Source organism: Maribacter sp. C-4077, from assembly GCF_055378385.1.
Map to the genome: position 1 here is coordinate 401,574 of NZ_AP038807.1, position 20,977 is coordinate 422,550.

At 42.6% G+C, this 20,977-nt stretch carries 21 protein-coding genes and 1 other RNA gene; 6 read left to right on the top strand and 16 right to left on the bottom strand.

The features are described 5' to 3' along the window. Positions 1-223: 223 nt before the first annotated feature. The 6 genes from ACZ41C_RS01725 to ACZ41C_RS01750 form a co-directional block, all read right to left on the bottom strand. The gene (locus ACZ41C_RS01725) at positions 224-754 is read right to left on the bottom strand and encodes a 1-acyl-sn-glycerol-3-phosphate acyltransferase (RefSeq protein WP_464563886.1); all 531 of its coding nucleotides are present in this window, start codon (positions 752-754) and stop codon (positions 224-226) included. A 20-nt stretch (positions 755-774) separates the two neighbouring features. After that, complete coding sequence (locus ACZ41C_RS01730; RefSeq protein WP_464563888.1) at positions 775-1,902, bottom strand: iron-containing alcohol dehydrogenase family protein; 1,128 nt, start codon at positions 1,900-1,902, stop codon at positions 775-777. A gap of 9 nt (positions 1,903-1,911) precedes the next feature. Further along, on the bottom strand, positions 1,912-2,610 hold the full coding sequence (locus ACZ41C_RS01735; protein WP_464563890.1) for an HAD family hydrolase: 699 nt from the start codon (positions 2,608-2,610) through the stop codon (positions 1,912-1,914). Continuing rightward, complete coding sequence (gene kdsB, locus ACZ41C_RS01740) at positions 2,601-3,314, bottom strand: 3-deoxy-manno-octulosonate cytidylyltransferase (protein ID WP_464565686.1); 714 nt, start codon at positions 3,312-3,314, stop codon at positions 2,601-2,603. The genes ACZ41C_RS01735 and kdsB overlap by 10 nt, the downstream gene beginning before the upstream one ends. Before the next feature lie 19 nt (positions 3,315-3,333). Continuing rightward, positions 3,334-3,903, bottom strand: coding sequence for a DUF4126 domain-containing protein (locus tag ACZ41C_RS01745; RefSeq protein ID WP_138259153.1), 570 nt, complete (start codon positions 3,901-3,903; stop codon positions 3,334-3,336). 71 nt (positions 3,904-3,974) lie between these two features. After that, positions 3,975-5,408, bottom strand: a complete 1,434-nt coding sequence (locus ACZ41C_RS01750) for an ATP-dependent DNA helicase (RefSeq protein ID WP_464563892.1) — start codon at positions 5,406-5,408, stop codon at positions 3,975-3,977. 100 nt (positions 5,409-5,508) lie between these two features. Here ACZ41C_RS01750 and ACZ41C_RS01755 point away from each other — a divergent pair, with 100 nt between their 5' ends. From ACZ41C_RS01755 to ACZ41C_RS01770, 4 genes are all read left to right on the top strand, one after another. Continuing rightward, complete coding sequence (locus ACZ41C_RS01755) at positions 5,509-6,159, top strand: hypothetical protein (protein ID WP_138259155.1); 651 nt, start codon at positions 5,509-5,511, stop codon at positions 6,157-6,159. Beyond that, complete coding sequence (locus tag ACZ41C_RS01760; RefSeq protein ID WP_464563895.1) at positions 6,137-6,973, top strand: DUF3822 family protein; 837 nt, start codon at positions 6,137-6,139, stop codon at positions 6,971-6,973. Before ACZ41C_RS01755 ends, ACZ41C_RS01760 begins: the two co-directional genes overlap by 23 nt. After that, positions 6,973-7,509 carry an RsmD family RNA methyltransferase gene (locus tag ACZ41C_RS01765; RefSeq protein WP_464563897.1) on the top strand — a complete coding sequence of 179 codons (537 nt, stop codon included), beginning with the start codon at positions 6,973-6,975 and terminating at the stop codon, positions 7,507-7,509. The genes ACZ41C_RS01760 and ACZ41C_RS01765 overlap by 1 nt, the downstream gene beginning before the upstream one ends. A gap of 93 nt (positions 7,510-7,602) precedes the next feature. Continuing rightward, positions 7,603-8,718 carry a DUF2914 domain-containing protein gene (locus tag ACZ41C_RS01770; RefSeq protein ID WP_464563899.1) on the top strand — a complete coding sequence of 372 codons (1,116 nt, stop codon included), beginning with the start codon at positions 7,603-7,605 and terminating at the stop codon, positions 8,716-8,718. On the opposite strand, the gene rnpB is transcribed toward ACZ41C_RS01770, so the two are convergent. After that, positions 8,717-9,022: RNase P RNA component class A (gene rnpB / locus ACZ41C_RS01775), an RNA gene on the bottom strand. The genes ACZ41C_RS01770 and rnpB overlap by 2 nt on opposite strands. Before the next feature lie 108 nt (positions 9,023-9,130). Between rnpB and ACZ41C_RS01780 the strand changes: the two genes are divergently transcribed. Next, entirely contained in the window at positions 9,131-10,960 is a 1,830-nt protein-coding gene (locus tag ACZ41C_RS01780; RefSeq protein WP_464563901.1) for a DNA polymerase III subunit gamma/tau, read from the top strand. Here ACZ41C_RS01780 and ACZ41C_RS01785 read toward each other — a convergent pair. The 7 genes from ACZ41C_RS01785 to ACZ41C_RS01815 are packed head-to-tail and all read right to left on the bottom strand — an operon-like array spanning position 10,949 to position 17,722. Beyond that, positions 10,949-11,302: a transmembrane 220 family protein gene (locus ACZ41C_RS01785; protein ID WP_138259160.1), complete on the bottom strand. Its 354-nt coding sequence runs from the start codon at positions 11,300-11,302 to the stop codon at positions 10,949-10,951. The genes ACZ41C_RS01780 and ACZ41C_RS01785 overlap by 12 nt on opposite strands. A gap of 10 nt (positions 11,303-11,312) precedes the next feature. After that, complete coding sequence (locus tag ACZ41C_RS01790) at positions 11,313-12,686, bottom strand: alkaline phosphatase family protein (RefSeq protein ID WP_464563904.1); 1,374 nt, start codon at positions 12,684-12,686, stop codon at positions 11,313-11,315. 1 nt (position 12,687) lies between these two features. Next, complete coding sequence (gene eboE, locus ACZ41C_RS01795) at positions 12,688-13,881, bottom strand: metabolite traffic protein EboE (protein ID WP_464563906.1); 1,194 nt, start codon at positions 13,879-13,881, stop codon at positions 12,688-12,690. A gap of 11 nt (positions 13,882-13,892) precedes the next feature. Continuing rightward, entirely contained in the window at positions 13,893-15,053 is a 1,161-nt protein-coding gene (locus ACZ41C_RS01800; protein ID WP_464563908.1) for a 3-dehydroquinate synthase, read from the bottom strand. Between the two features lie 4 nt (positions 15,054-15,057). Then, positions 15,058-15,957: a UbiA-like protein EboC gene (gene eboC, locus ACZ41C_RS01805; protein ID WP_464563910.1), complete on the bottom strand. Its 900-nt coding sequence runs from the start codon at positions 15,955-15,957 to the stop codon at positions 15,058-15,060. A 1-nt stretch (position 15,958) separates the two neighbouring features. Then, entirely contained in the window at positions 15,959-16,867 is a 909-nt protein-coding gene (locus ACZ41C_RS01810) for a TatD family hydrolase (protein ID WP_464563912.1), read from the bottom strand. Positions 16,868-16,873: 6 nt separating this feature from the next. Then, positions 16,874-17,722, bottom strand: a complete 849-nt coding sequence (locus ACZ41C_RS01815) for an EboA domain-containing protein (RefSeq protein ID WP_464563915.1) — start codon at positions 17,720-17,722, stop codon at positions 16,874-16,876. 97 nt (positions 17,723-17,819) lie between these two features. Between ACZ41C_RS01815 and ACZ41C_RS01820 the strand changes: the two genes are divergently transcribed. Beyond that, positions 17,820-18,401: a MiaE family protein gene (locus ACZ41C_RS01820; RefSeq protein WP_138259279.1), complete on the top strand. Its 582-nt coding sequence runs from the start codon at positions 17,820-17,822 to the stop codon at positions 18,399-18,401. Between the two features lie 13 nt (positions 18,402-18,414). Here ACZ41C_RS01820 and ppk1 read toward each other — a convergent pair whose 3' ends face one another. Both ppk1 and ACZ41C_RS01830 read right to left on the bottom strand, forming a co-directional pair. Beyond that, positions 18,415-20,484 carry a polyphosphate kinase 1 gene (ppk1, locus tag ACZ41C_RS01825; protein ID WP_464563917.1) on the bottom strand — a complete coding sequence of 690 codons (2,070 nt, stop codon included), beginning with the start codon at positions 20,482-20,484 and terminating at the stop codon, positions 18,415-18,417. Continuing rightward, a complete protein-coding gene (locus ACZ41C_RS01830; RefSeq protein WP_464563919.1) occupies positions 20,484-20,969 on the bottom strand; it encodes a SixA phosphatase family protein in 486 nt (161 codons plus the stop codon). Before ACZ41C_RS01830 ends, ppk1 begins: the two co-directional genes overlap by 1 nt. Positions 20,970-20,977: the final 8 nt, after the last annotated feature.

Below are 20,977 nucleotides of genomic sequence, written 5' to 3' on the forward strand. Positions count from 1 at the left end.
CCAGCTAGATTCTCCAGCTAATAATTATGTTAATGAAAGTTAAAGGTTTGTGAACCTAAATAGTCCCTTATGGGATGAACGGTACAAAATAATGGATGAAATGCAAGAAAATACATAAATCTATGTTTATTTAACAACATAAATAAAGTAAACAAGTAGATTTAAAAAATTTTCGTTTTTCTAAGTAAAAAAATAACTTGATAAGTTATTTATAACAAATTAATTATGAATGCTTCCCCCTCACACCCATAAAAAAGGACTCATATTTTTCCAAATCAGCTGATTGATTTTCGGTAGGTATTTGAGGCTTGGAAAACTTCACCTCCTTTTTTCCATAATCAAAGGCGACCATTACAATGGGAACATTGGCCTGTTTGGCAATGTGGTAAAAGCCCGTTTTCCATTTATCCACTTTTCTGCGCGTACCTTCCGGGGAGAGGGCCAATCTGAATTTATCCCTGTTTTCAAAAATCCGTACAATGGCACTAACGGTGTCGTTACTTTTGCTTCGGTCTATAGGAGCACCGCCCGTCCAACGAAAAAACCAGCCAAACGGGGAATCAAAAAGGCTTTTCTTACCAATGTAGTTGATTTCCTCATTCAATATTTTTCTCACCAATAGCCCCAAGAGAAAATCCCACCAACTGGTGTGGGGCACGACGATTATGACAAACTTATCCAAATGGGAAGGAAACGTACCTGTCATTTTCCAACCTAAAAGCTTGAAGTAAATAAAACGCGAAAGTCTCTGCATCTGGGTTTGGGAAGGATTTCCTATATTTTTCTATAGATGGATTTCAATTTGGCCGGAGTAATGACCGATTTCCAATTTGGCCCCAAGGCATTTTCCCACAAGGGTTCCATTCCCATGGCGATGGATATCATTGCATCCAAGTCATTTTCGGTCAAACCGGCACAAACACCTTTTGGAAGATCGATTTGGTGTTTTTTTCGCATCTCGTTGAATATTGACACCCCCTCCGGATAAAATTCCTCCAAGTACTGAAACACCAAACAATTGCCCAAACCGTGTTTGATGCCCAATTGATACCCCAAGCCGTAACTCATGGCATGCGCCACGCCTACCTGCGAATAGGCAATGCTCATACCCCCATGCCATGACGCCATCATCAACTTGTTTCGGGATTCTTCCTCGGCAATATCGTCCAAAAAGACTTCCTTGCAGAGGTCCAACGCCTTTTCCCCATAACTCTGGCTGAAGGCATTCAAATAGGTCCCGTTCAGGCTTTCTATACAATGGATAAAACAATCCATACCCGTGTAGAACCATTGTTCCTTGGGTACTCCTTTGGTAAGCTCCGGATCTAAGATCACTTGGTCAAAAGTGGTGTAATCCGAATTGATGCCCAACTTTTTTTCAGGTCCCAAAAGCACCGTGGTTCGGGAGACTTCGGCCCCGGTACCGCTGATGGTAGGGATTCCGACATGGTAGACCGATTCCCTATGTACCAAATCCCAACCCTGATAATCGGCCGCACTTCCAGAATTGTTCAGCAGTATGGCTACGGCCTTGGCAAGATCAAGTAAAGTACCTCCGCCAATACCCACAATCCCGGACGGCATTTCCTGAAAGGATTCCTTGATTTGCTTCACCAAGGTATCTACTTGCTGGGTCTTGGGTTCCTCATCGGCAGAAATAAAAATAATTTGGTCCGAAAAAATCCGGGGTATCCTGGCATGCAGATCGGAATCCTCAAATACATCGTCCACCAAGAAAATAATGGGCGCGTCCGAATTTTTGCGTTTCGGTAACAAAATATCCCCCAATTGGTCAAAACTGCCATTTCCAAAGACCACTCTGGGTACCATGGGAAAGTTTCGAAACTTTTGGGATGCCCTTGTAGGTATATTTTTCATTTCCATTTCCTTGCTTGTCTCCATCCGTTCTATTTAAAGGTAATTCAAAACATCCGTAAGTTTCGATACCGTTATATATCCTTTTTTTTCCCTGGGCTCCGCCACCTCTTCATGCTGCCATGTGGTATGGAAGGGCACGTGAACCGCCTTTGCACCGATATTCACAAGCGGTAGAACATCTGATTTTAAGGAATTTCCGATCATCAAAAAATTCTTCACATCGATTTCCAAGTGGTCCAAAAGGTCCTGATAGTTTTTCTCTTTCTTATCGCTCAACACCTCAACATGATGAAAGTATTCCGATAGGTTGGAGCGTTCCAACTTTCTTTCCTGATCTAAGAGGTCGCCCTTAGTCAATACGATCAACCTGTATTTACCTTGTAGTTTTTTCAGCACTTCCACCACACCATCTAATATTTCCACCGGATGCGAAATCATACTTTTGCCCAAATCCAGAATTTTAGAAAGTGTTTCTTGCGTTACCTCATTATTGGACAGTTCCAAGGCCGACTCAATCATGGACAACATGAAGCCTTTTATACCGTATCCGTACAAATCCAAGTTCTTGATTTCCATCTTAAAGAGCTCTTGGTCTATCTTGTTCTTGGTCTCATAGGTTTCCAAAAGGTCCGCAAAGGCTTCCTCCGCCTCGCGGAAATAGGTTTCGTTCACCCAAAGGGTATCGTCCGCGTCAAAACCTATGACCTGTATGTCCTTAAAATTTATTTCCATGCCGCCTTTGCCCTTTCCAAGTCCTCCGGGGTATCTATCTCGATACCGGTTACGGTAGTCTCTACCATTTTTATTTTTTTTCCGTATTCCAAATAGCGTATAGCCTCTATTTTCTCAGTGGCTTCCAATGGCAACATGGGCAATCGTTGAAAATCCATCAAGGCGCTTTTACGAAAGGCGTAGATTCCTTTGTGCTTATAATACCGTGTGTAATCGCCTTTGGCCCGTGGATACGGGATGGGTGACCTGGAAAAATAGAGGGCAAAATTTCTATTGTCCACAATCACCTTTACCGTGTTGGGGTTTTTGATTTCCTCTTCATCCGTTATCCTGACCATTAAGGATGCCAAATCGATTTCCTTTTCAAAATCCTGCTTGAATACCTCAAGGACACCGTGTAGGCTCTCCCGATCCGTAAAAGGCTCATCACCTTGTACATTTACGATGATATCAACGTCCATATCCGTGACCGCCTCAGCAATCCTGTCACTGCCACATTCATGCTCCTTTTTGCTCATGAGTACATTCCCGCCTTCGGCTAGAATCGTTTGATAAATGATATCGCTATCCGTTACCACATACACGGCATCAAAAAGTCCCGTGTTCACCGCCGCTTGATAGGTCCTTACTATGACGGGCTTGCCCGATAGATCCTGCATCAGTTTTGCCGGAAACCTTGAGGCCGCATAGCGTGCCGGAATCATTGCAATTATCTTCACCTTTTTATGTTTTTGCCTTGGGCCTTAGACTTCTATAAATTCTAAAAATTACTATTAAAATGATGATGACCAGTACCGCGGCCAAAATGGGGGCGAATATGGATGCGATACTCACCACCGTAGCGGTTCCCGTTTCCACGGTCGCCAAAATGGGATTGGCCAGGCCTCCCGTTGTCGTAGAGGATGCCAACCTGCCCGTGGCGCCCGCCCCCCTGATGGCAGTAGCCGTTCCCCCGCCGGCAATAATGGCCAACGACCACGTTACCACGGGGTCTAAATCGGCCACCGTGGAGACCATTACGGCCGTACCCGCGATCGCAGCCAAGGGCACTGCAAAACTATCCAATAAATTGTCCACCCAAGGAATAAAATAGGCGAATATCTCCACCACGGTAGCTACTCCCAGGGTAATCAAGGCGGCCAAACTTCCGATCCATTGCCAGTTATCGTTCAATTCCCACACATTAAAATAAGCGGCCAAACTCAAAGCGAACAATGGCAAAAATACCCGGAAACCAACGGAAGCGGCGAGCCCAATACCGAGAAAAATACTGATGATGGTTTCTGATGTCATTTTGTTTCTTTCTTAAACTGGACTTTGAAAATCTTCGGTCTATTATATTCCAATACTAAAGTAACGGTTTCCTATTCAAGAAAAAAATCACTTTTAAAGCCGATAAGGTATAGCTTTTCCTTGGCCCTGGTTACGGCGGTATACAGCCACCTTAGGTATTCTTTGTCCGGACCGTTTGGCAGATAGGGCTGCTCCACAAATACGGTGTTCCATTGCCCTCCTTGGGACTTATGGCAGGTAATCGCATATGAGAATTTTACCTGAAGTCCATTGAAATATTTGTTGTTCTTTACGCCGAGAAACTTCTTGTACTTGGATTTCTCATGGGCATAATCCTTCATCACTTCTTGATATAGCCTATTGCCATCCTCATAGGAAAGGGACGGGGATTCCGCCTTTATGGTATCCAACAGTAAAACTGTCTCAAAAGGTTTCATATTGGGGTAATCGACCATTTGAACCTTGACTTCCGCAAATTTGAATCCATAAAGATCCTTGAAGGCAAAAATTTCCAATACCTCTATGATATCACCATTGGCGATGAAGCCCGCCTCAGAATTGGGCTTTAGCCAGAAATAGTTGTTTTTTACGACCATCATAAAATCACCCGCTGCCAACTCGTGCTCCAAGAACAGGATTCGCTCCCTAATATTGAGATTATACAGGTTCGCCCTTTTATTGGAACGTACGATAATCGCCGTTTCTTCTTTTCCGTTTTTTGAATAGGATTCGTCAATGGCTTCCTGAATGTCATGCCCGTCTATCAATCGGACAATATCGGAATACGGGCCCACATCAAACTGAAAGCTGTCAAAATAACTTCCATTCAACTGCTCCCTTAGTATGGTGGCGTTCTCCAAGATTCCTGAATCTTCGGCTTGCCTCACAACTTCATCCAATTCCAAGCGAACTATTTCCTTATTATAATTTAGGGCAAGTTTGTCCTCGTCCAAGGCCGGGCTCAATTCCAAGTGGACGGGCGGTAATTGGGCGGTATCACCAATCAAAAGTAATTTGCAGTTATGACCGGAATATACGAACATGAGCAGATCATCCAATAAGGAACCATTTTCGAACAATTTGGAATCTGCCGGGGTATCAGGAATCATGGAAGCTTCATCCACTATAAATATGGTGTCCCGATGTTTATTGGGTGCCATCACAAATTGAACCCCGCCCCCACTTTGCTTTTTAGGGAAGTATATCTTTCGATGGATGGTAAATGCCTGCGTTTTCGAGTAATTGGACATGACCTTGGCCGCCCTGCCCGTGGGTGCCATCAAAACCGATTTCATCCCGGTCTTCCATAGGCTATTAACCAAGGTACCAACCAAAGTAGTCTTTCCTGTACCTGCAAAACCCTTTAAAACAAAAACCTCGTCCTTCTTTTTGGAAAGGATAAAGTTGGACAGTTTTTCAAGGGCTATTCGTTGTTTTAGGGTCGGCTCATGTGGAAACTTGGTTTCCAACTCTTTAAAAAAAATAGCAGGTGTCTGTAACTTCATGGAGCCCCAAATATAAAAGGATTTTTAGGGCAAAAACTTTTGCGATTAAAAAAAAATTGTAGATTTGTGACAACCACTAAATTAAATTAACACTTAAGAAATGAAGACCATAATACAGATTGTACTTTGGATTGCATGTATCGGTTTAGGCTATTTGATTTACAAATCGGTAACAGGGCCAATCGAGTTTAACGAGGTTAAAGTTGAACGTTTTGGCAAAGTTATAGCGAAACTAAAAGATATTAAAAATTCTCAGGAAGCCTATAAAAGTGCCAATGGTAAGTATGCCAACGATTTCCCTAGCTTGATTAAATTCATAGACACTGGTAGTTATGTGATAACACAGCAAAGGGATTCTTCTTTCATGCGATACGATAAAACGTATCAAATTGACCTTCAGCAAGATACTGTTATTGTGGATACTTTAGACTTTGTTTCTGTTAAGGATTCACTCTTCAAAAGTGACACAAGGTATAAGGATTTAGCAACCGTACCTACTGCTCCAAATGGCGAAACATTCACAATGAAAGCTGATATTATCGAAAAGAGTGGTTATAGGGCACCTGTATATGAAGTGAAAGTTGCCAAAAGTGTTGTTTTATATGACCAACCAAAGGATTTATTGGCAAAGGAGAATTCTTTAATGAGTGTGGAAGAAGTGAGTGGATCCGAAATAAAGGTGGGTTCCTTGACAGAAGTTAGTACCAGTGGAAACTGGCCTCCTATCTATGACAAAAAAGGCGATCAATAAGGATATTGACATAGCAGATAAAAACTTTAAGAAATTGTCCATTCAAGTGAGCTTGAATGGACTTTCTTTTTGTATTGCGGATACTGTTTCGCACAGGGTACTATTATCCGATAGTATTTTATTTTCCGAAGAACAGCACCCCGAAGCATTACTTAAGGAGGTAAAAACACTTTTGGGAAAGCATACATTGACGGGCAAACAATTCGATGAGGTAGTCGTTGTTCATTCCAATATGCTGTTTTCATTGGTACCGAAGCCCCTTTTTAATGAAGAATCCCTTTCAGAATACCTGAAGTTCAATACCAAATTATTGGCTACGGATGCGCTTGCCTTTGACATGTTGGAGGGTTTTGATATTGTCAATATTTATGTTCCCTTTACGAATGTAAACAACTATATCTACGAGCTTTTTGGCGAGTTTACATTTCTGCACAATGGTTCCGTACTGATCCAATCCTTATTGGATAACTATGGCAATCAAGGAGAGAGTGTCTGTTATGTCCATGTGGGTCAAAGACAAATGGATATTACCGTTTTAAAACAAAAAAGTCTAAGCTTCTATAATAGTTTCCCTTACCAGACCAAGGAGGATTTTGCCTACTATCTCCTTTTTGTGCTGGAGCAATTGGATTTGGACATGGAAACCACGGCGGTCAGATTTTTCGGTACTATTGAAGAGGACGATGAAATATTTCAATTGTGTTACTCCTATATAAATGATTTGACCATATTTGCGCCCTCCTCGCCCAATCATTTGAATTTGGGAATACCGGAAACTTCGTCCATAGACTTTACCGTTATCAGCACCCTATAATGCGAATAATCTCAGGGAAACATAAAGGCAGGCAGTTATTGGCACCAAAAAACCTACCGGTCAGACCTACCAAGGACATGGCCAAGGAAGGGCTATTTAACATCCTAAACAACCGATACTATTTTCCAGACCTTAAAGTGCTGGACCTATTTGCGGGAACGGGCAACATTAGTTTTGAATTTGCCTCACGGGGCGTAGACGATATTCTGGCCGTGGACATGCACTCCGGTTGTATCAATTACATCTCAAAAATAGCCAACGAACTTGAAATGGATATCAAAACCGTTAAGAGTGATGTCTTTTCCTTCCTTAGTCGCAATACGGAGAAATTCGATGTCATTTTTGCCGACCCATTTTACGATATGGAACTTGGTGAATTCCAAAAACTTCCCCCTTTAATCTTTGAAAACGAACTCTTGTTGGAAGATGGCGTACTTGTTATCGAGCATTCAAAACAGACCAATTTGGAATCAATTCCCCATTTTGATAATTCAAGGAAATATGGCAACAGTGTATTTAGTTTCTTCAAAACCTAGAATTGAAGAAACACATGAAGCAAGCCAAAATACATATTTTCTGAGCCTAAAAGGAATTACGAATCGGCCTATATTTAAGTTTTCAAAATACCCATGAAAAGGTTCCTGGTACGGTATCGTAATAGTAAATTTCGGAGATTTATCCGTAAGCATGGAAAGTATGCCCCTTTACTGTTTTTTATAGGAGGGTTCCTATTTGATGTGCTTACCCTTGGACGCATAGACCGTACCTACGATTTGGTAATGCTATGCCTTCACATGACCAACCTTAGTATTACTTTATATCTCTATAATTTAGCCGATGATGGCACTTGGAATAATACCTTTTTGGAACGTTTTGAGGAATACTTCCCATTGGCCATCCAGTTTTTCTTTGGGGCATTATCAAGTGCCTATGTGATTTATTTTTCAAGGAGCGTATCCCTTTCAAAGACCGTTTCATTCTTTTTGATCCTCATGGTCCTATTGGTTGCCAATGAATTTCTAAAACAAAGGATATCCAACAAATACTTACAGTTCAGCGTCTACTTTTTCCTGAGCTTTACTTTCTTCGCCTTCATGATTCCGGTAGTTACAACAAAAATGAGTCCCCAAGTATTCTTTATTTCTGGATTCATAAGTCTTGGCTGTACCCTAGCCTTGATAATTTTGATCTATGTTATGAGCCCCAGCACACAAAGGGAAATACATATAGGCAAGTTGCTTTCACTCATTATATCCATATACGCCTTCATAAACCTGTTTTATTATTTTAGATTAATTCCACCTGTCCCCCTTGCACTCGATGAAGGTATTGTAGCCCATTATGTTGAAAAAAAAGGGGATACCTATACCGTTGCCTACGAGAAAAACGACACATTCATTTTTTGGCGGGACCATAGGACAAAATTTAGCTTTAAGCCGAACGAAAACGTGTATATTTTTTCTTCCGTTTTCGCCCCGACGGATTTGGAAAAATCCATCCTACACCGATGGAAATGGTTCAATGAAGAATCTTTGGAGTGGGAACTGGTAGAGGATATCGGGTATGAGATAAAAGGCGGTAGGGACGATGGTTTCAGAGGCTATACTTATAAAAACAATATTTGGCCGGGCCAATGGAAGGTAGAGGTCATCACTACGGAGGAATTGGTATTGGGCGTCATCGATTTTGAAATATCCATCGATGAGAATCTTGAACCTGTAAATCTGGTGGAACGCAAATTCTAAAAAAAGCAGGCCATAAGCCGGATTCTGTTTTCGTTGAACGAAACCTTATCATTTATCTAGACCATGGGTTACCCCATGGTTCCAACCGCCTACCCTTCGGCTCGAGCGTGCAGCCCTCAAACACCGATTTACATGACGTTTCACCGTATAGAGTTTACCTGATTTCACTACAGCCTAACTGTACTTGCTTTCTGTTGCACTGGTCCTCGCCTTACGGCGGACGGGCGTTACCCGCTATACCGCACTATGGTGTCCGGACTTTCCTCCCCCGATATAAATCGGGAGCGATAAGGTGGCCTGCTCAGCGCAAATGTACTCCAATTGTTGATAACTAAAGATGATCTACGATGTAAATCCACCATCAAATAAACCGCTATTTCTATATTTGTAAGCATACAAACTTGTCTATATTTTGGAACCGTTCATAGTTTCTGCCCGCAAGTACAGACCCCAGACCTTTAAGGATGTTGTGGGGCAGCAGGCTATTACAAATACGCTCCAGAATGCCATAGACAACAATCACTTGGCACAGGCCCTTTTATTCTGTGGTCCAAGGGGCGTAGGAAAAACGACGTGCGCCCGTATTTTGGCCAAACAGATAAATTCTGATGGCAGCGAACGCGAAGATGAGGATTTTGCATTCAATATTTTTGAACTGGATGCAGCTTCCAACAACTCCGTGGATGATATTAGAAACCTAATCGATCAAGTGCGTATCCCGCCCCAGGTTGGAAAGTATAAAGTTTATATCATCGACGAGGTCCATATGCTTTCCCAATCGGCTTTCAATGCCTTTTTGAAGACCTTGGAAGAACCGCCAAAGCATGCCATTTTTATACTTGCCACCACGGAGAAGCATAAAATAATACCTACCATACTTTCCAGATGTCAAATATTTGATTTTAAAAGAATTACGGTAAACGATGCCGCAGAGTATTTAAAATACATTGCGGAAAACCAAGGAATAGAAGCTGAGGAAGACGCCCTACATATCATTGCACAAAAGGCGGACGGTGCCATGCGGGATGCCCTCTCCATTTTTGACAGGGTCGTTAGTTTTTCCGGTAAGGAACTCACCAGGAAAGCGGTGACGGAAAACCTGAACGTGCTGGACTACGACACTTATTTTGAAGCGACGGACCTCATCCTGGACCATGATATTCCCCGCGTATTGATTCTATTCAATAAGACACTTTCCCTGGGCTTTGACGGTCACCATTTCATAGCCGGTCTTGCCTCCCACTTTAGGGATTTAATGGTGTGTCAACATAAGGATACCATTTCACTTTTGGAAGTTGGAGAGAACGCCCAAGAAAAATACCGGGAACAATCCAAGAAGGCCTCCCCAGGTTTTCTCTTACAGGGACTTGATATTGCCAATGACTGCGACCTAAAATATAAGTCGAGCAAAAATCAGCGACTTCTCGTAGAACTAACTTTAATGAAATTGGCCTCCATCGACTTTGATGGAGAAAAAAAAAATCCTGAATCCCTAGCCCTTCAAAACAGGACAATCGATTTTATCGCACCGGCCGAGTTTTACAAAAATTTCCAAAGAAATCCGGAAGAAAGAAAACCGATAGCCGTTTCTGTCTCCACCAATATCGCAGGCAAAAAGGAAGAATCCCCATCCTTACCTTTAGAAAATGTATCGGATGAAAAAGAAAATCGGCCCACCTTATATGATACCATTAAAGAAGAAATAAAAGAGGTTGAAACCGATGTAACGCAAGCTGTTCAAGAACCGGTATCGCAAAAAATCCAAATTAATCCCTCTAAAAAAAGAGTTTCTGGATTATCGCTATCCAGTTTAAAGGCCAAGAAGGAGCACGAACTCAACAAAATTGAAGTGGTCATCGATGAGGAGGATTTACCCAAGGATGATTTTACCGAGGCCGATCTACAAAGACATTGGTCCGATTTTACGGAACAAATAGACAAAAAAGGGCAAAAGATTCTGGCATCCAATCTAAATACGGACGTTCCCAAACTTGGAAAGGACTTTACCATACATATTGAGCTTCCCAACGGTACGATGAAGAAGGAAATAGAGCGTGAAAGTTTTGAGCTCATGGGCTACCTGAGAACCAAACTTAACAATCACTTCATCCAATTGATTATAAAGGTAAATGAATCCAGTGCCAAGAAATTCGCCTTTACACCTGAGGAAAAATACGAGAAACTACGGGAGAAAAATCCAGCAATCGACCTATTGAGAAAAGAGTTTGACCTAGATCTTTAACATCCTTCGTAACCTCACGGTATAGAAGAACATCACCAGGGCAATTATCAACAATCCAAAGGCTTCACGGCCCAATTCAACGGTTTCAATGGGACCGTCCTCCAATCCAAAACCTTGGAAATCGGTCGGGTATAGATACATAAAGCCTATAAAACAAGCTGTTCCCAATACCAATGGAACCACGGCTCTCAATCGGTTGAGGGAAAAAAGTACGGATATGATAGCCGCCACCGCATAAATCAAAATCCAAAGGAAAGAATCAGGGTCATTAAATTGGACAATGGCACCTACCGCAAAAAGTATCGCAAATACATATCCTATCGTCTTAAAAAATAAATTCATTACAAATAAATCAGCTTACTACATGGTTTTTAATTAGGTCATAGACCTCTACGGCCGCTACTTCATGGGTATCAATTTTAGTTGCCCGATTGGTTATAAATATGGGGTAATCCTCCTTATCCTCAGGGAGCCTGCCATGGGAGCCTTTGATCAGGGAGGCGTCCAAGGGAATGATATCCAAAACGGTTCTAAATCCCAATTTCTTTTTCAAAAGTTTCCAAGCCACTTTTACCATAACAAGTTTATCCTTGGGGTCCGTCATCATTTCTACAGGGTCGTACCCGGGTTTTTTATGGATATCCACCATTCTGGCATAATCCGGAGCTACGGCATCATCCAACCAAAAATAATAAGTAAACCAGGAGTTGGCATCCGCAACGGCAACCAAATCACCACATCGTTCGTGGTTTAAATGCTCGACAGCAATTTCTTCTTTTGACAGTACCCTTTCAACACCGGGAACTTTGGCGATCAAGTTTTTGATAGTTTCCAATTTGTTTTTATCCTTTACATAAATATGGGCGACTTGATGGTCCGCCACGGCAAAGGCTTCACTGGCGCCGGCATCCAATAGTTCCAAGCCCCTCTCTATTCTCACATTTACAAAGCCTTCACGTCTCAAAACTCGGTTTAGGTGAATGGGGTTTTTTACATTGGTAATTCCGTATTCAGACAATAATATAATGTGGGCACCCAGTTTTTCGTAATGATGTACCAATTGTTCGACCACTCCATCGATTTCATTTAAATCCTTTGAAATTTTGCCGAAATCCAAACCATGACGCTGCAAGTTATAATCCAAATGCGGAAGATAGATCAGGGTCAAGGTGGGATCGTATTTTTCATCGGTTTTTATGGCGCCGTTCGCAATCCATTGGGAGGAGTTAATGGTCGTGCGAGGTCCCCAAAACTCGAACAGCGGAAATGTACCAAATTCCTTTTGAAGCTCATCTCGCAATTCAGCCGGATAGGAATAAATATCGGGGATTTTACGTCCGTCCGCCAAATAATTGGGCCTTGGTGTGATGCTATAATCCACATTGGAATACATATTGTACCACCAAAAATGATTGGCACACGTAAAGGAAGTATCCTTTTGCTTTAACGCATCCCAAATTTTGGGTTGTTGCACCAACCTATTGGATTGTCGCCAAAATTTTACTTCCAACTCGTCCTTAAAATACCAACCGTTTCCCACGATACCGTGTTCCGATGGCCATTTTCCTGTTACATACGTTGACTGAACGGAACAGGTTACGGCTGGCAACATGGGTTTTATAAACGTATGTCCACCATTTTCCAAAAACGTTTTTATGAAGGGTGTATGCTCACCTATAAGGCGTTTGGTCAGTCCAACAACATTGATGACAACTGTCTTTTGCATGTTATATGTGCGCTTTTAACCATTCTATTTCACGGACGATGGAATGGGAAAGATTTTCCTTTAACCCTTCCGGCAGTACATCCCACGTATAGGTTTCTATTTCCAAATGTTCCGTCAATGAATCCTTTTTTAAATAATCTAAGGTATCCAAAATCTGATCTTGGGTAGAGTCCAACGCCCCAAATCGCTCCAAAAAGATAGGCACATGATAGTGGGCCCGTAGTTCGTCCACCTCCTTTTTTGCCTCCAATACGATAGGCAGATCGTTATAGGTTTTTACCCGCTCCCCTATTTTTTCAGTTACCTGATGCAAATAGACCGGTTCGTTGAATTTTTCCAGAACCTTCCATACCTCCTCCCGATTCTTTCCTGTGAACAGAATCTTCAGTGCGGCACTCACCTGGATTTTCCCAACTTGGATACCCGCTTCCTTAAACTTGGCAAAGGTTTCACTGGGATGCTCATACGCCAGGGAAAAATGGCAAATGTCATAACAAATGGTAATATATCGTTTTACCAATTCTTCCAATTGGTAAGCGTTTTTATCCAACGTCCTGGATAATTCCTGTTGCGCGATGGGAATTAGATAGTCCGAATAAAATGAAAGGACCTCCTCCGTATTTTCCAAAAATCCATCAGGTTCCGGTTCAATGTCCAAATGGAGATAGGTACCTGTCCTTTGTTCCAGTTCAAAGAGTTGAATTGCGATTTGGACCATGTGCTCGGCTCCTTTTTTAAGAGCGGTATCCTTTTCCATTTCCGAAGCAAACCAATGCTTATAACTAATTGGCGATGTGGATATTCCGCCATTGATTCCTTTTGGAAGCAATGCCGCCAATTGTTCAAACAATCGTTGGGTATATGTCAAACGTTCCTTGGTGGTCCAATCCGGCGTGTGGACATCGTCCTTTACACGTTCATTGTGAAAATTTCCATAGGGAAACCCGTTCATGGTGAAAATATACACATCCTCCTGCTGCAACCAATTCAAGAATTCCGTCATATGGTTTCCCAAAGCTAGTTCCTCGCTCGCCTTGTTTGAAAGTCGTAAACCAAGACCAAAGGGGCTATCCGGTGAAACCGACTTCTTAATACCTGGAACATGTTCCTTTATACTGGAGAAGGTGCTTTCCCAATCCTGACCGGGATGTATGTTCGTACAATAAGAAAGGTGGTATTTGTTTTTTATAAACATAAGGGGATTCGCTATTTAAGGGCCATCTGATGATTAAGCTGCTCAATGGACCGTTTCATTATCGACCTGTCAATTTCATGGACATCATGTTTCTTTCCCAATCCTGAAATTAATGTGATGGTCAATCTACCGCCCAAATGTTCCCTAAACTCCTCGATACCTGCCAAAAGCTGGTCCACTTCCTTTTCAGAATGCAGTGGCAAGGATAAATCGAAACCTATTTCCTTCATAACATCAAGAATAATCCTCAATTCTTCCTCGGAAATCAACCCGATCAACTGTGCATAAGTAACGTCCAATGCAATTCCCTTAGCTACGGCCTCGCCATGTCTTAACTCGTAATTGGTCATAAACTCCAATTTATGGGCCGCCCAATGACCAAAATCCAGCGGCCTGGAGGAACCGGACTCAAAGGGGTCACCTCCCTGTGAAATGTGTTGCATGTGCATTTCTGCACATTTATAAATTACATATAGCATAGGTTCCAAATGCCCTTCCTTAAGGTCAATGGCATGCTTTGCAATAAATCCGAAGAATTCCTCGTCCTTGATCAAGGCAACTTTTATGGCCTCGGCGATTCCGGCTATCCAATCCCGCTGCTCCAAGGTTGCCAAGAAATCACTATCGTTGATAATGGCATAAGGCGGAGCGAATGTCCCCAGAAAATTTTTCTTCTTAAATATGTTCACACTGTTCTTTACGCCTACGGCGGAATCGTTCTGAGAGAGCACCGTAGTTGGAATCCGAATCAATTTTACCCCCCTATGGGCAATGGCCGCAGCATAGCCCACCATATCGATTACCGCACCGCCTCCGATCACCACCACAAAGGAGTGCCTGCAGATAGCATTTTCATTAATCCCTTTCAGCACAAGGTCAATATATTCTGCATGATTTTTGGACTGTTCGCCTCCGTCGATCACCAAAGTATCGGTACAGATCAGGTTCCCGGAATACAAACTGCAATAGGCGGAAATATTGTTCAAGAGATTTGAATGGCTGTCCGCCACTCCTTTGTCGACTACAAAAAACAACTTTACAGGCTCGTAGTCCTTGTACCCTTTTATAATATTGACAAACAGCGGGTTATCAACATGAAACAAATCCTTTGTAAAGTGGAGTTGGTACTCATATTGAACTGAAAACGACTGCTTGATAGGTTTTAATTCCATAGCACTAGGTAACGGCAAAAATTCTTGAAAGTAACAAAGATAAAGGCAAAAGTAATAAAACCAGCAGTCCCACATACCAGTGGCTAAAACCGGCTACCCAACAGGCATCCATAACAATGAGGGACAAAACCCCGGCCATGACCGCCTTTTTAATATTCCTTGGGGAGTTTTCCCTGTAGGCTCTTAATAAAGGCCTAATCACCAAAAACCCAAATAGGACAATAAAAGGTAGGGAAATAAGTATTGTATCGGTATTCAAAGTAATGGTAATCGCAATAAAAGCCAGTACCAAAATATATAAAAAACCGGCGATCGCAATATGGTTTTTGTTATCGCCATGGACCTCGCCCCTACTGATCAGCGTGATGGCGAAAATATAGATCATGGGTACCACGGAAACCCACCATACCTCCAACTGTCCCAAGATGGACATCCCCAACAATAGGTTCAATCCCCTGCAAATTCCCATGACCAAGGGCCCAAAAAAGGAATGCTTTTTGGCCAAGGCATCGTAGACAAGAATTGAAAATATCAAAATACCTGCAATACTGCCACTTACCTGATGCACCGAAAATGCCAAGTAAAGCCCGATGAAAAATAAAAACACCCCCCATAGGGCAGCCTGGTTTTTAGGTATGAGTCCGCTGGGAATAGGCCTTTCCGGACGCTCAACGGCATCCAATTTGGCATCGAAGACATCGTTGAAAACCACACCTCCGGCGTACAAAAACACCGATGCAAAAACCAGGGAAAGAAAAGCAGTCCCGTTCGCCGAAAAAAAATCAGGAATTGCTATACCGGAAGAAAAAAGTGCCAAACTTATACCGGCAAAGATATCCGCTGCCGCCGTAGGTAAATTGGCAGGCCTTGCCAGTCTGGCAAAACCCATGATTTTTTTCATCATTCTAAGAGATTTGTTCGGAATCTATCCGAGGTGTCTGCCCTCTTAAAACGCTATTATCATTAAAAAGTTGTGATTGGTCGATGCCTTTTGGCTTTAACCAGTGTTCCTCCTTCATGCGTCCATTTTTGCTAAACGCATCCAAGGCGTTTTGGTAACAGGTCTTCACTACATCTTCACGTGAAATCCCCCTTTTAAGCATTAAGGAAGCAGTTTTTGGCACGGCCAACGGATCACTTACACCCCAATCCGCGGAGCTGTCAACTATGATATTATCGCTACCAAACTTTCGAACCACCTCAACCATACGCTCGTTGCCCATTTTTGTCTTGGGATAAATGGTAAATGCGGCGATAAATCCCCTATCCAAAACCTCCTTTACAGTTTCTTCATTATTATGGTCAATAATTACATTGGCGGGGTCCAACCCGTGTTCCAGACATACTTCCATACTCTTGATGGTGCCCGCTTTTTTGTCCCGATGCGGTGTATGCACCTGTACGGTCATATCCAATTCCTTTGCCAGTTCCAATTGCATCCTAAAATATTTGTCCTCTGCGGGAGTTTGATCATCATACCCTATCTCTCCAATGGCGACCACATTCTCCTTATGCAAATACAACGGCAGAAGTTCCACCACTTGTTCTGCCAAGGCCTCATTATTGGCTTCTTTTGAATTTAGTCCGATGGTACAATAGTGCTTAATCCCAAACTGGCTGGCCCTGAAGGGTTCCCAGCCTACCAGGCTACTGAAATAGTCCTGAAAGGACCCGACCTGCGTTCTGGGTTGACCCAACCAAAAAGAGGGTTCAATTATGGCTACCACACCCGCCTGCTGCATGGCCTCATAGTCATCCGTTGTTCTGGAAGTCATGTGTACGTGTGGGTCGATTATCATTAAATTATTCTGCATATTCTGTTAATTCTTTAAGTTATTCCAAGTTAGTTTTCCTACTGCTATCTGCTGTTTCAAGTCGGGTCTACGATTCAAAATTTCCATGGCTTCGGTAGTGCCGGCATGATAACAGCACAAAGCCCCGGCTTTATTCTCCACGGCATCATCGCTCCCCATCAAATGTTCCATATCCTGAAGCAACACCGGATTCATAAAGCCAGAAACAGGCCTCCAGAACATAGGGTCTATTTTTCGTGAGGCAGCCCACCGCTCGTGGGCATAATCCGATATGATCCTTGCCAAATCCACGTTGGCACGTTCCGCTACCGATGGTATTTTCGAGAGATCTCGCTCCATAAACGCAGCTTTTAGATACATCTGGTTCCACTGCTGGTCGTTGAAGTATTTGGCGGGATATGGATTGTTCAACGTAATGGCATCAAAAATGACGGATATGTTCGTTCTCAAGGCTTCTACGGCCGTAAATAGGAACATTTTCGGGTTTGGCAATAGGTCCAGAAACTTTAAGAAGGTCTCCAGTTCCGTTATATCGGCCACCTGGATGATATTGGCCACTTTGGGCCCATAAAATTCGGTGTCGATTTCCAAAACCTTGATAAGCAGGTAAATTCTGGCTACCTCCAACAAGTTTGCATCTCGGGAGGTTAAAAATTCGAGTGTTCCTTCATCGGCATTTGCTACCTTGAATGTAGTGCTCTTGTCAAATTTTGAAGCCAAGAGGCTGTACGTCATGAACAGGTCCCGTACGGATTTATCCGATTCCAGTTTTTGGGTTTTTTCCGTCAGCCATTGCATTGAACCTGAATCCGCTTGGACTCCTAGCGCTTCCTTTATCCGTTCGCTTACCTGCATTGTCGTGTATTCTAATTTCTCTCCTCCCAAAAATAATTATTAAAACCCACAAAGCCTTATTTTTACATCGTAAACAAGGTAAATAAGCGTTAAAATGATGTTAGGTTTAAAATTACCCACCGATCCAAGATGGGTAAATATTGTGGAAAAGAATATCGATGAAATCTTGACGGACCATGCCTATTGCGAACAAAAGGCCGCCAGTACGGCCATCTCCCTGATTGTCTCATTTCCAGAATACACGGAATTGGTTGAGGAAATGGTGGCATTGTCCCGTGAGGAAATGGGGCATTTTAAAATGGTGCACGACCTGATTTTGGAACGTGGTCAAAAATTGGGCAGGGACCGAAAGGACGAATATGTTTTGGAACTGCTTAAATTTTTTCCCAAGGGCGGAAGCAGAACCACCCAATTGGTGCACCGACTTTTATATGCAGCGTTAATTGAGGCCCGAAGCTGCGAGCGCTTTCGACTTTTATCCGAAGAACTTCCAGATAAAAAATTGGCCGATTTCTATCATAAACTCATGATCAGCGAAGCGGGGCATTATACGATGTTCCTAAAATTCGCCCGCAAATATGGGGACCGAAAAGAGGTGGATGCAAAATGGCAGGCACTGTTGGAATACGAAGCGGATATCATGAAAAACCTCAGCAAAACAGAAAAGGTACATGGGTAAAGTTAGGAGGCATTTACTTCTCCTTTAACTTCTTTACGTAGTAATCGTACGTTTCAAACTGCGAACGGTGTTTAGGCGTTTTGGCCTTTCTGTAAGCGTTGTCCTGTTTCTCGGAAAAAACCCTCGCTTTAAGGTTATCGCGCCAGCAAATTTCAAAAGTATCCATCAGTTCCTGCTTGATATCCTCATCATAGATGGGGCAACCAACCTCAACCCTATAATCGAGGTTTCGGGTCATCCAATCCGCAGAGGAGATATAGACTTTTGGATTTCCTGCATTGGCGAACACGAACAGCCTGGTATGCTCCAAGAATTTATCGACAATACTGATGGCCTCAATGTTCTCGCTCATTCCCTTTACGCCGGGAACCAAACAACAGATTCCACGAACGATCAATTGGATCTTAACCCCTGCCCTACTTGCTTCGTACAGTTTATCCACCATCTCGTAGGAAGTGAAACTGTTCATCTTTATTTTGATGTAGGCCTCTTTTCCCACGATAGCATTGGCGATTTCCTGTTCAATAAGCCTATGAAATACCTTTTTTGTATAATGTGGCGAAACGATCAAATGCTTGTACTTATTTATCTTGTAGGTCGTTTCAAAGAAATCAAAGACCTTGTTCAACTCCTTAAGAATTGGTGCATGGGAGGTAAACAAGGTATAATCGGTATAAATACGCGCAGTGGACTCGTTGAAGTTTCCGGTACTGATAAATCCATATCTCTTTAGACCTTCGTCCTCTTCGCGTTCTATCAGGCAGATCTTGCTATGGACTTTTAGTCCAGGAACCCCAAATATCAATTTTACACCTTCCGCCTGCAACTGCTCTGCATACTCAATATTTGCCTGCTCATCAAACCTAGCCTGCAACTCAATTTGTACCGTCACCTGTTTTCCGTTCTTTACGGCATTGATAAGCGACGCGGCCACTTGGGAGTTATTCGCCAATCGGTATACCGTGATTTTAATGGTGCGCACTTTTGGGTCCAAGGCAGCTTCCCGCAGAAACTTGAGGATATAGGTAAAGGTATGGTATGGTGTGTATTGTAGGTAATCCTTATGGGTTAGACTTTCCAAAATACTCCCCTCGATGCTGAGTCCCTTTACGGGGAGTGCCTTTATTTTATCGTACAGTAAATCGTTCCTGTCCAAACTTGGAAAACCCATATAATCCCTTTTGTTGTGGTACCTACCACCGGGAATCACACTATCCGTATCCTCAATTTGCATTTTCTCCTTCAGAAAGGCCAAGGTGTCCTTCGCAATACTTTTGTCATAAACAAAACGTACAGGGTCGCTTATTTTTCTATGTTCCACACTGGAGGAAATCTTCTCTATAAAACTCTTGCTCAAGTCATTGTCCATATCCAGTTCCGCATCCCTTGTAATCTTGATCATGTGGGCGGAAATGGATTCATATTCGAACATGGTAAAAATATTGCCCAGGCAATACCTGATCAAATCGTCCAGGATTATGATATAATTTTTATCGCCTTCCTTTGGCAGTACCACAAATCTGTCCACTCCTTTTGGAATCTCAATTAGCGCAAAGCGCTTTTCCTTTTTCCCGTTGTCCCCCTTTATTATCATTTTTACGGCCAAATAAGCGGCGGTATCCTTTAAAGTAGGGAAGCGTGTAAGGTCGTTGAGGATGATGGTCATTAGCTGCGGACTCACATTCTGGAGAAAATACTCCTTTACAAATTCCTTCTGGGTTTTGTTCAAGGCGGTTTCCCGAATGATAAAAATGTTCTCCCGCTCCAGTTCTTCCTCAATATGCTTTAGGATTACCAAACTTTTACTTTGCTGACGGATAACAATCTCCGTAATCTCTTCGAGTAGGTCCTTTGCCTTTTCACCTCCCAAAACACTTTTACCGGTCTTGCCCGCTTCCACGATTCTTTTCACCGTGGCATATCGTACCTTGAAGAATTCGTCCAAATTGTTCGAAAAAATCCCCAAGAATCGTAAACGCTCAATGAGCGGGACATTTTTATCCGCACTTTCCTGCAGTACTCGTTCATTGAACCATAACCAACTTATCTCTCTATTTACGTACTGATTGTTGAATTTCACCATTATTTTAAGTGCTTAGGAAAAATCGTTTCTACTGTTTTGCCCTGGGAAATGCTCGCCCAAGAATCTTGCTTAAACCGTATGTGGACATAACCACTGGTTGGAACGTTGTCAATATAGGAATCTCCAAGGGAATTTACCAAATGGGTAAAGGCATGATTATGTCCAAAAATCATGACCGTACCCAAAGAATCATTCATTTTTTTCACAAAATCAAGTACTTGGTTCCCTGAAAAATCATAAAGATCCGTTGCAATTTGAAACTTGGTCATGGGAAATTTCAGGTTCCGCAAACATATCATGGCCGTATGCAAGGCTCTATTTGCGGGACTTGAAAATACGAAGTCCGGATTCAGATTCGCTTTTGAAAGGTTATTTCCCACCCTATGGGCATCCGTAATGCCCCTTTGTGACAAAGGCCTGTCCTGGTCGCCAACATCAAGGTCCCATGATGATTTGCCATGGCGCATGAAAAGTAGATTCTTCATTCTTTATT

Coding starts and splice junctions, on each gene's coding strand:
- ACZ41C_RS01725 (WP_464563886.1), bottom strand. CDS start 754: ATGCAGAGACTTTCGCGTTTTATTTACTTCAAGCTTTTAGGTTGGAAA.
- ACZ41C_RS01730 (WP_464563888.1), bottom strand. CDS start 1,902: ATGGAGACAAGCAAGGAAATGGAAATGAAAAATATACCTACAAGGGCA.
- ACZ41C_RS01735 (WP_464563890.1), bottom strand. CDS start 2,610: ATGGAAATAAATTTTAAGGACATACAGGTCATAGGTTTTGACGCGGAC.
- kdsB (WP_464565686.1), bottom strand. CDS start 3,314: ATGATTCCGGCACGCTATGCGGCCTCAAGGTTTCCGGCAAAACTGATG.
- ACZ41C_RS01745 (WP_138259153.1), bottom strand. CDS start 3,903: ATGACATCAGAAACCATCATCAGTATTTTTCTCGGTATTGGGCTCGCC.
- ACZ41C_RS01750 (WP_464563892.1), bottom strand. CDS start 5,408: ATGAAGTTACAGACACCTGCTATTTTTTTTAAAGAGTTGGAAACCAAG.
- ACZ41C_RS01755 (WP_138259155.1), top strand. CDS start 5,509: ATGAAGACCATAATACAGATTGTACTTTGGATTGCATGTATCGGTTTA.
- ACZ41C_RS01760 (WP_464563895.1), top strand. CDS start 6,137: ATGACAAAAAAGGCGATCAATAAGGATATTGACATAGCAGATAAAAAC.
- ACZ41C_RS01765 (WP_464563897.1), top strand. CDS start 6,973: ATGCGAATAATCTCAGGGAAACATAAAGGCAGGCAGTTATTGGCACCA.
- ACZ41C_RS01770 (WP_464563899.1), top strand. CDS start 7,603: ATGAAAAGGTTCCTGGTACGGTATCGTAATAGTAAATTTCGGAGATTT.
- ACZ41C_RS01785 (WP_138259160.1), bottom strand. CDS start 11,302: ATGAATTTATTTTTTAAGACGATAGGATATGTATTTGCGATACTTTTT.
- ACZ41C_RS01790 (WP_464563904.1), bottom strand. CDS start 12,686: ATGCAAAAGACAGTTGTCATCAATGTTGTTGGACTGACCAAACGCCTT.
- eboE (WP_464563906.1), bottom strand. CDS start 13,881: ATGTTTATAAAAAACAAATACCACCTTTCTTATTGTACGAACATACAT.
- ACZ41C_RS01800 (WP_464563908.1), bottom strand. CDS start 15,053: ATGGAATTAAAACCTATCAAGCAGTCGTTTTCAGTTCAATATGAGTAC.
- eboC (WP_464563910.1), bottom strand. CDS start 15,957: ATGATGAAAAAAATCATGGGTTTTGCCAGACTGGCAAGGCCTGCCAAT.
- ACZ41C_RS01810 (WP_464563912.1), bottom strand. CDS start 16,867: ATGCAGAATAATTTAATGATAATCGACCCACACGTACACATGACTTCC.
- ACZ41C_RS01815 (WP_464563915.1), bottom strand. CDS start 17,722: ATGCAGGTAAGCGAACGGATAAAGGAAGCGCTAGGAGTCCAAGCGGAT.
- ACZ41C_RS01820 (WP_138259279.1), top strand. CDS start 17,820: ATGTTAGGTTTAAAATTACCCACCGATCCAAGATGGGTAAATATTGTG.
- ppk1 (WP_464563917.1), bottom strand. CDS start 20,484: ATGGTGAAATTCAACAATCAGTACGTAAATAGAGAGATAAGTTGGTTA.
- ACZ41C_RS01830 (WP_464563919.1), bottom strand. CDS start 20,969: ATGAAGAATCTACTTTTCATGCGCCATGGCAAATCATCATGGGACCTT.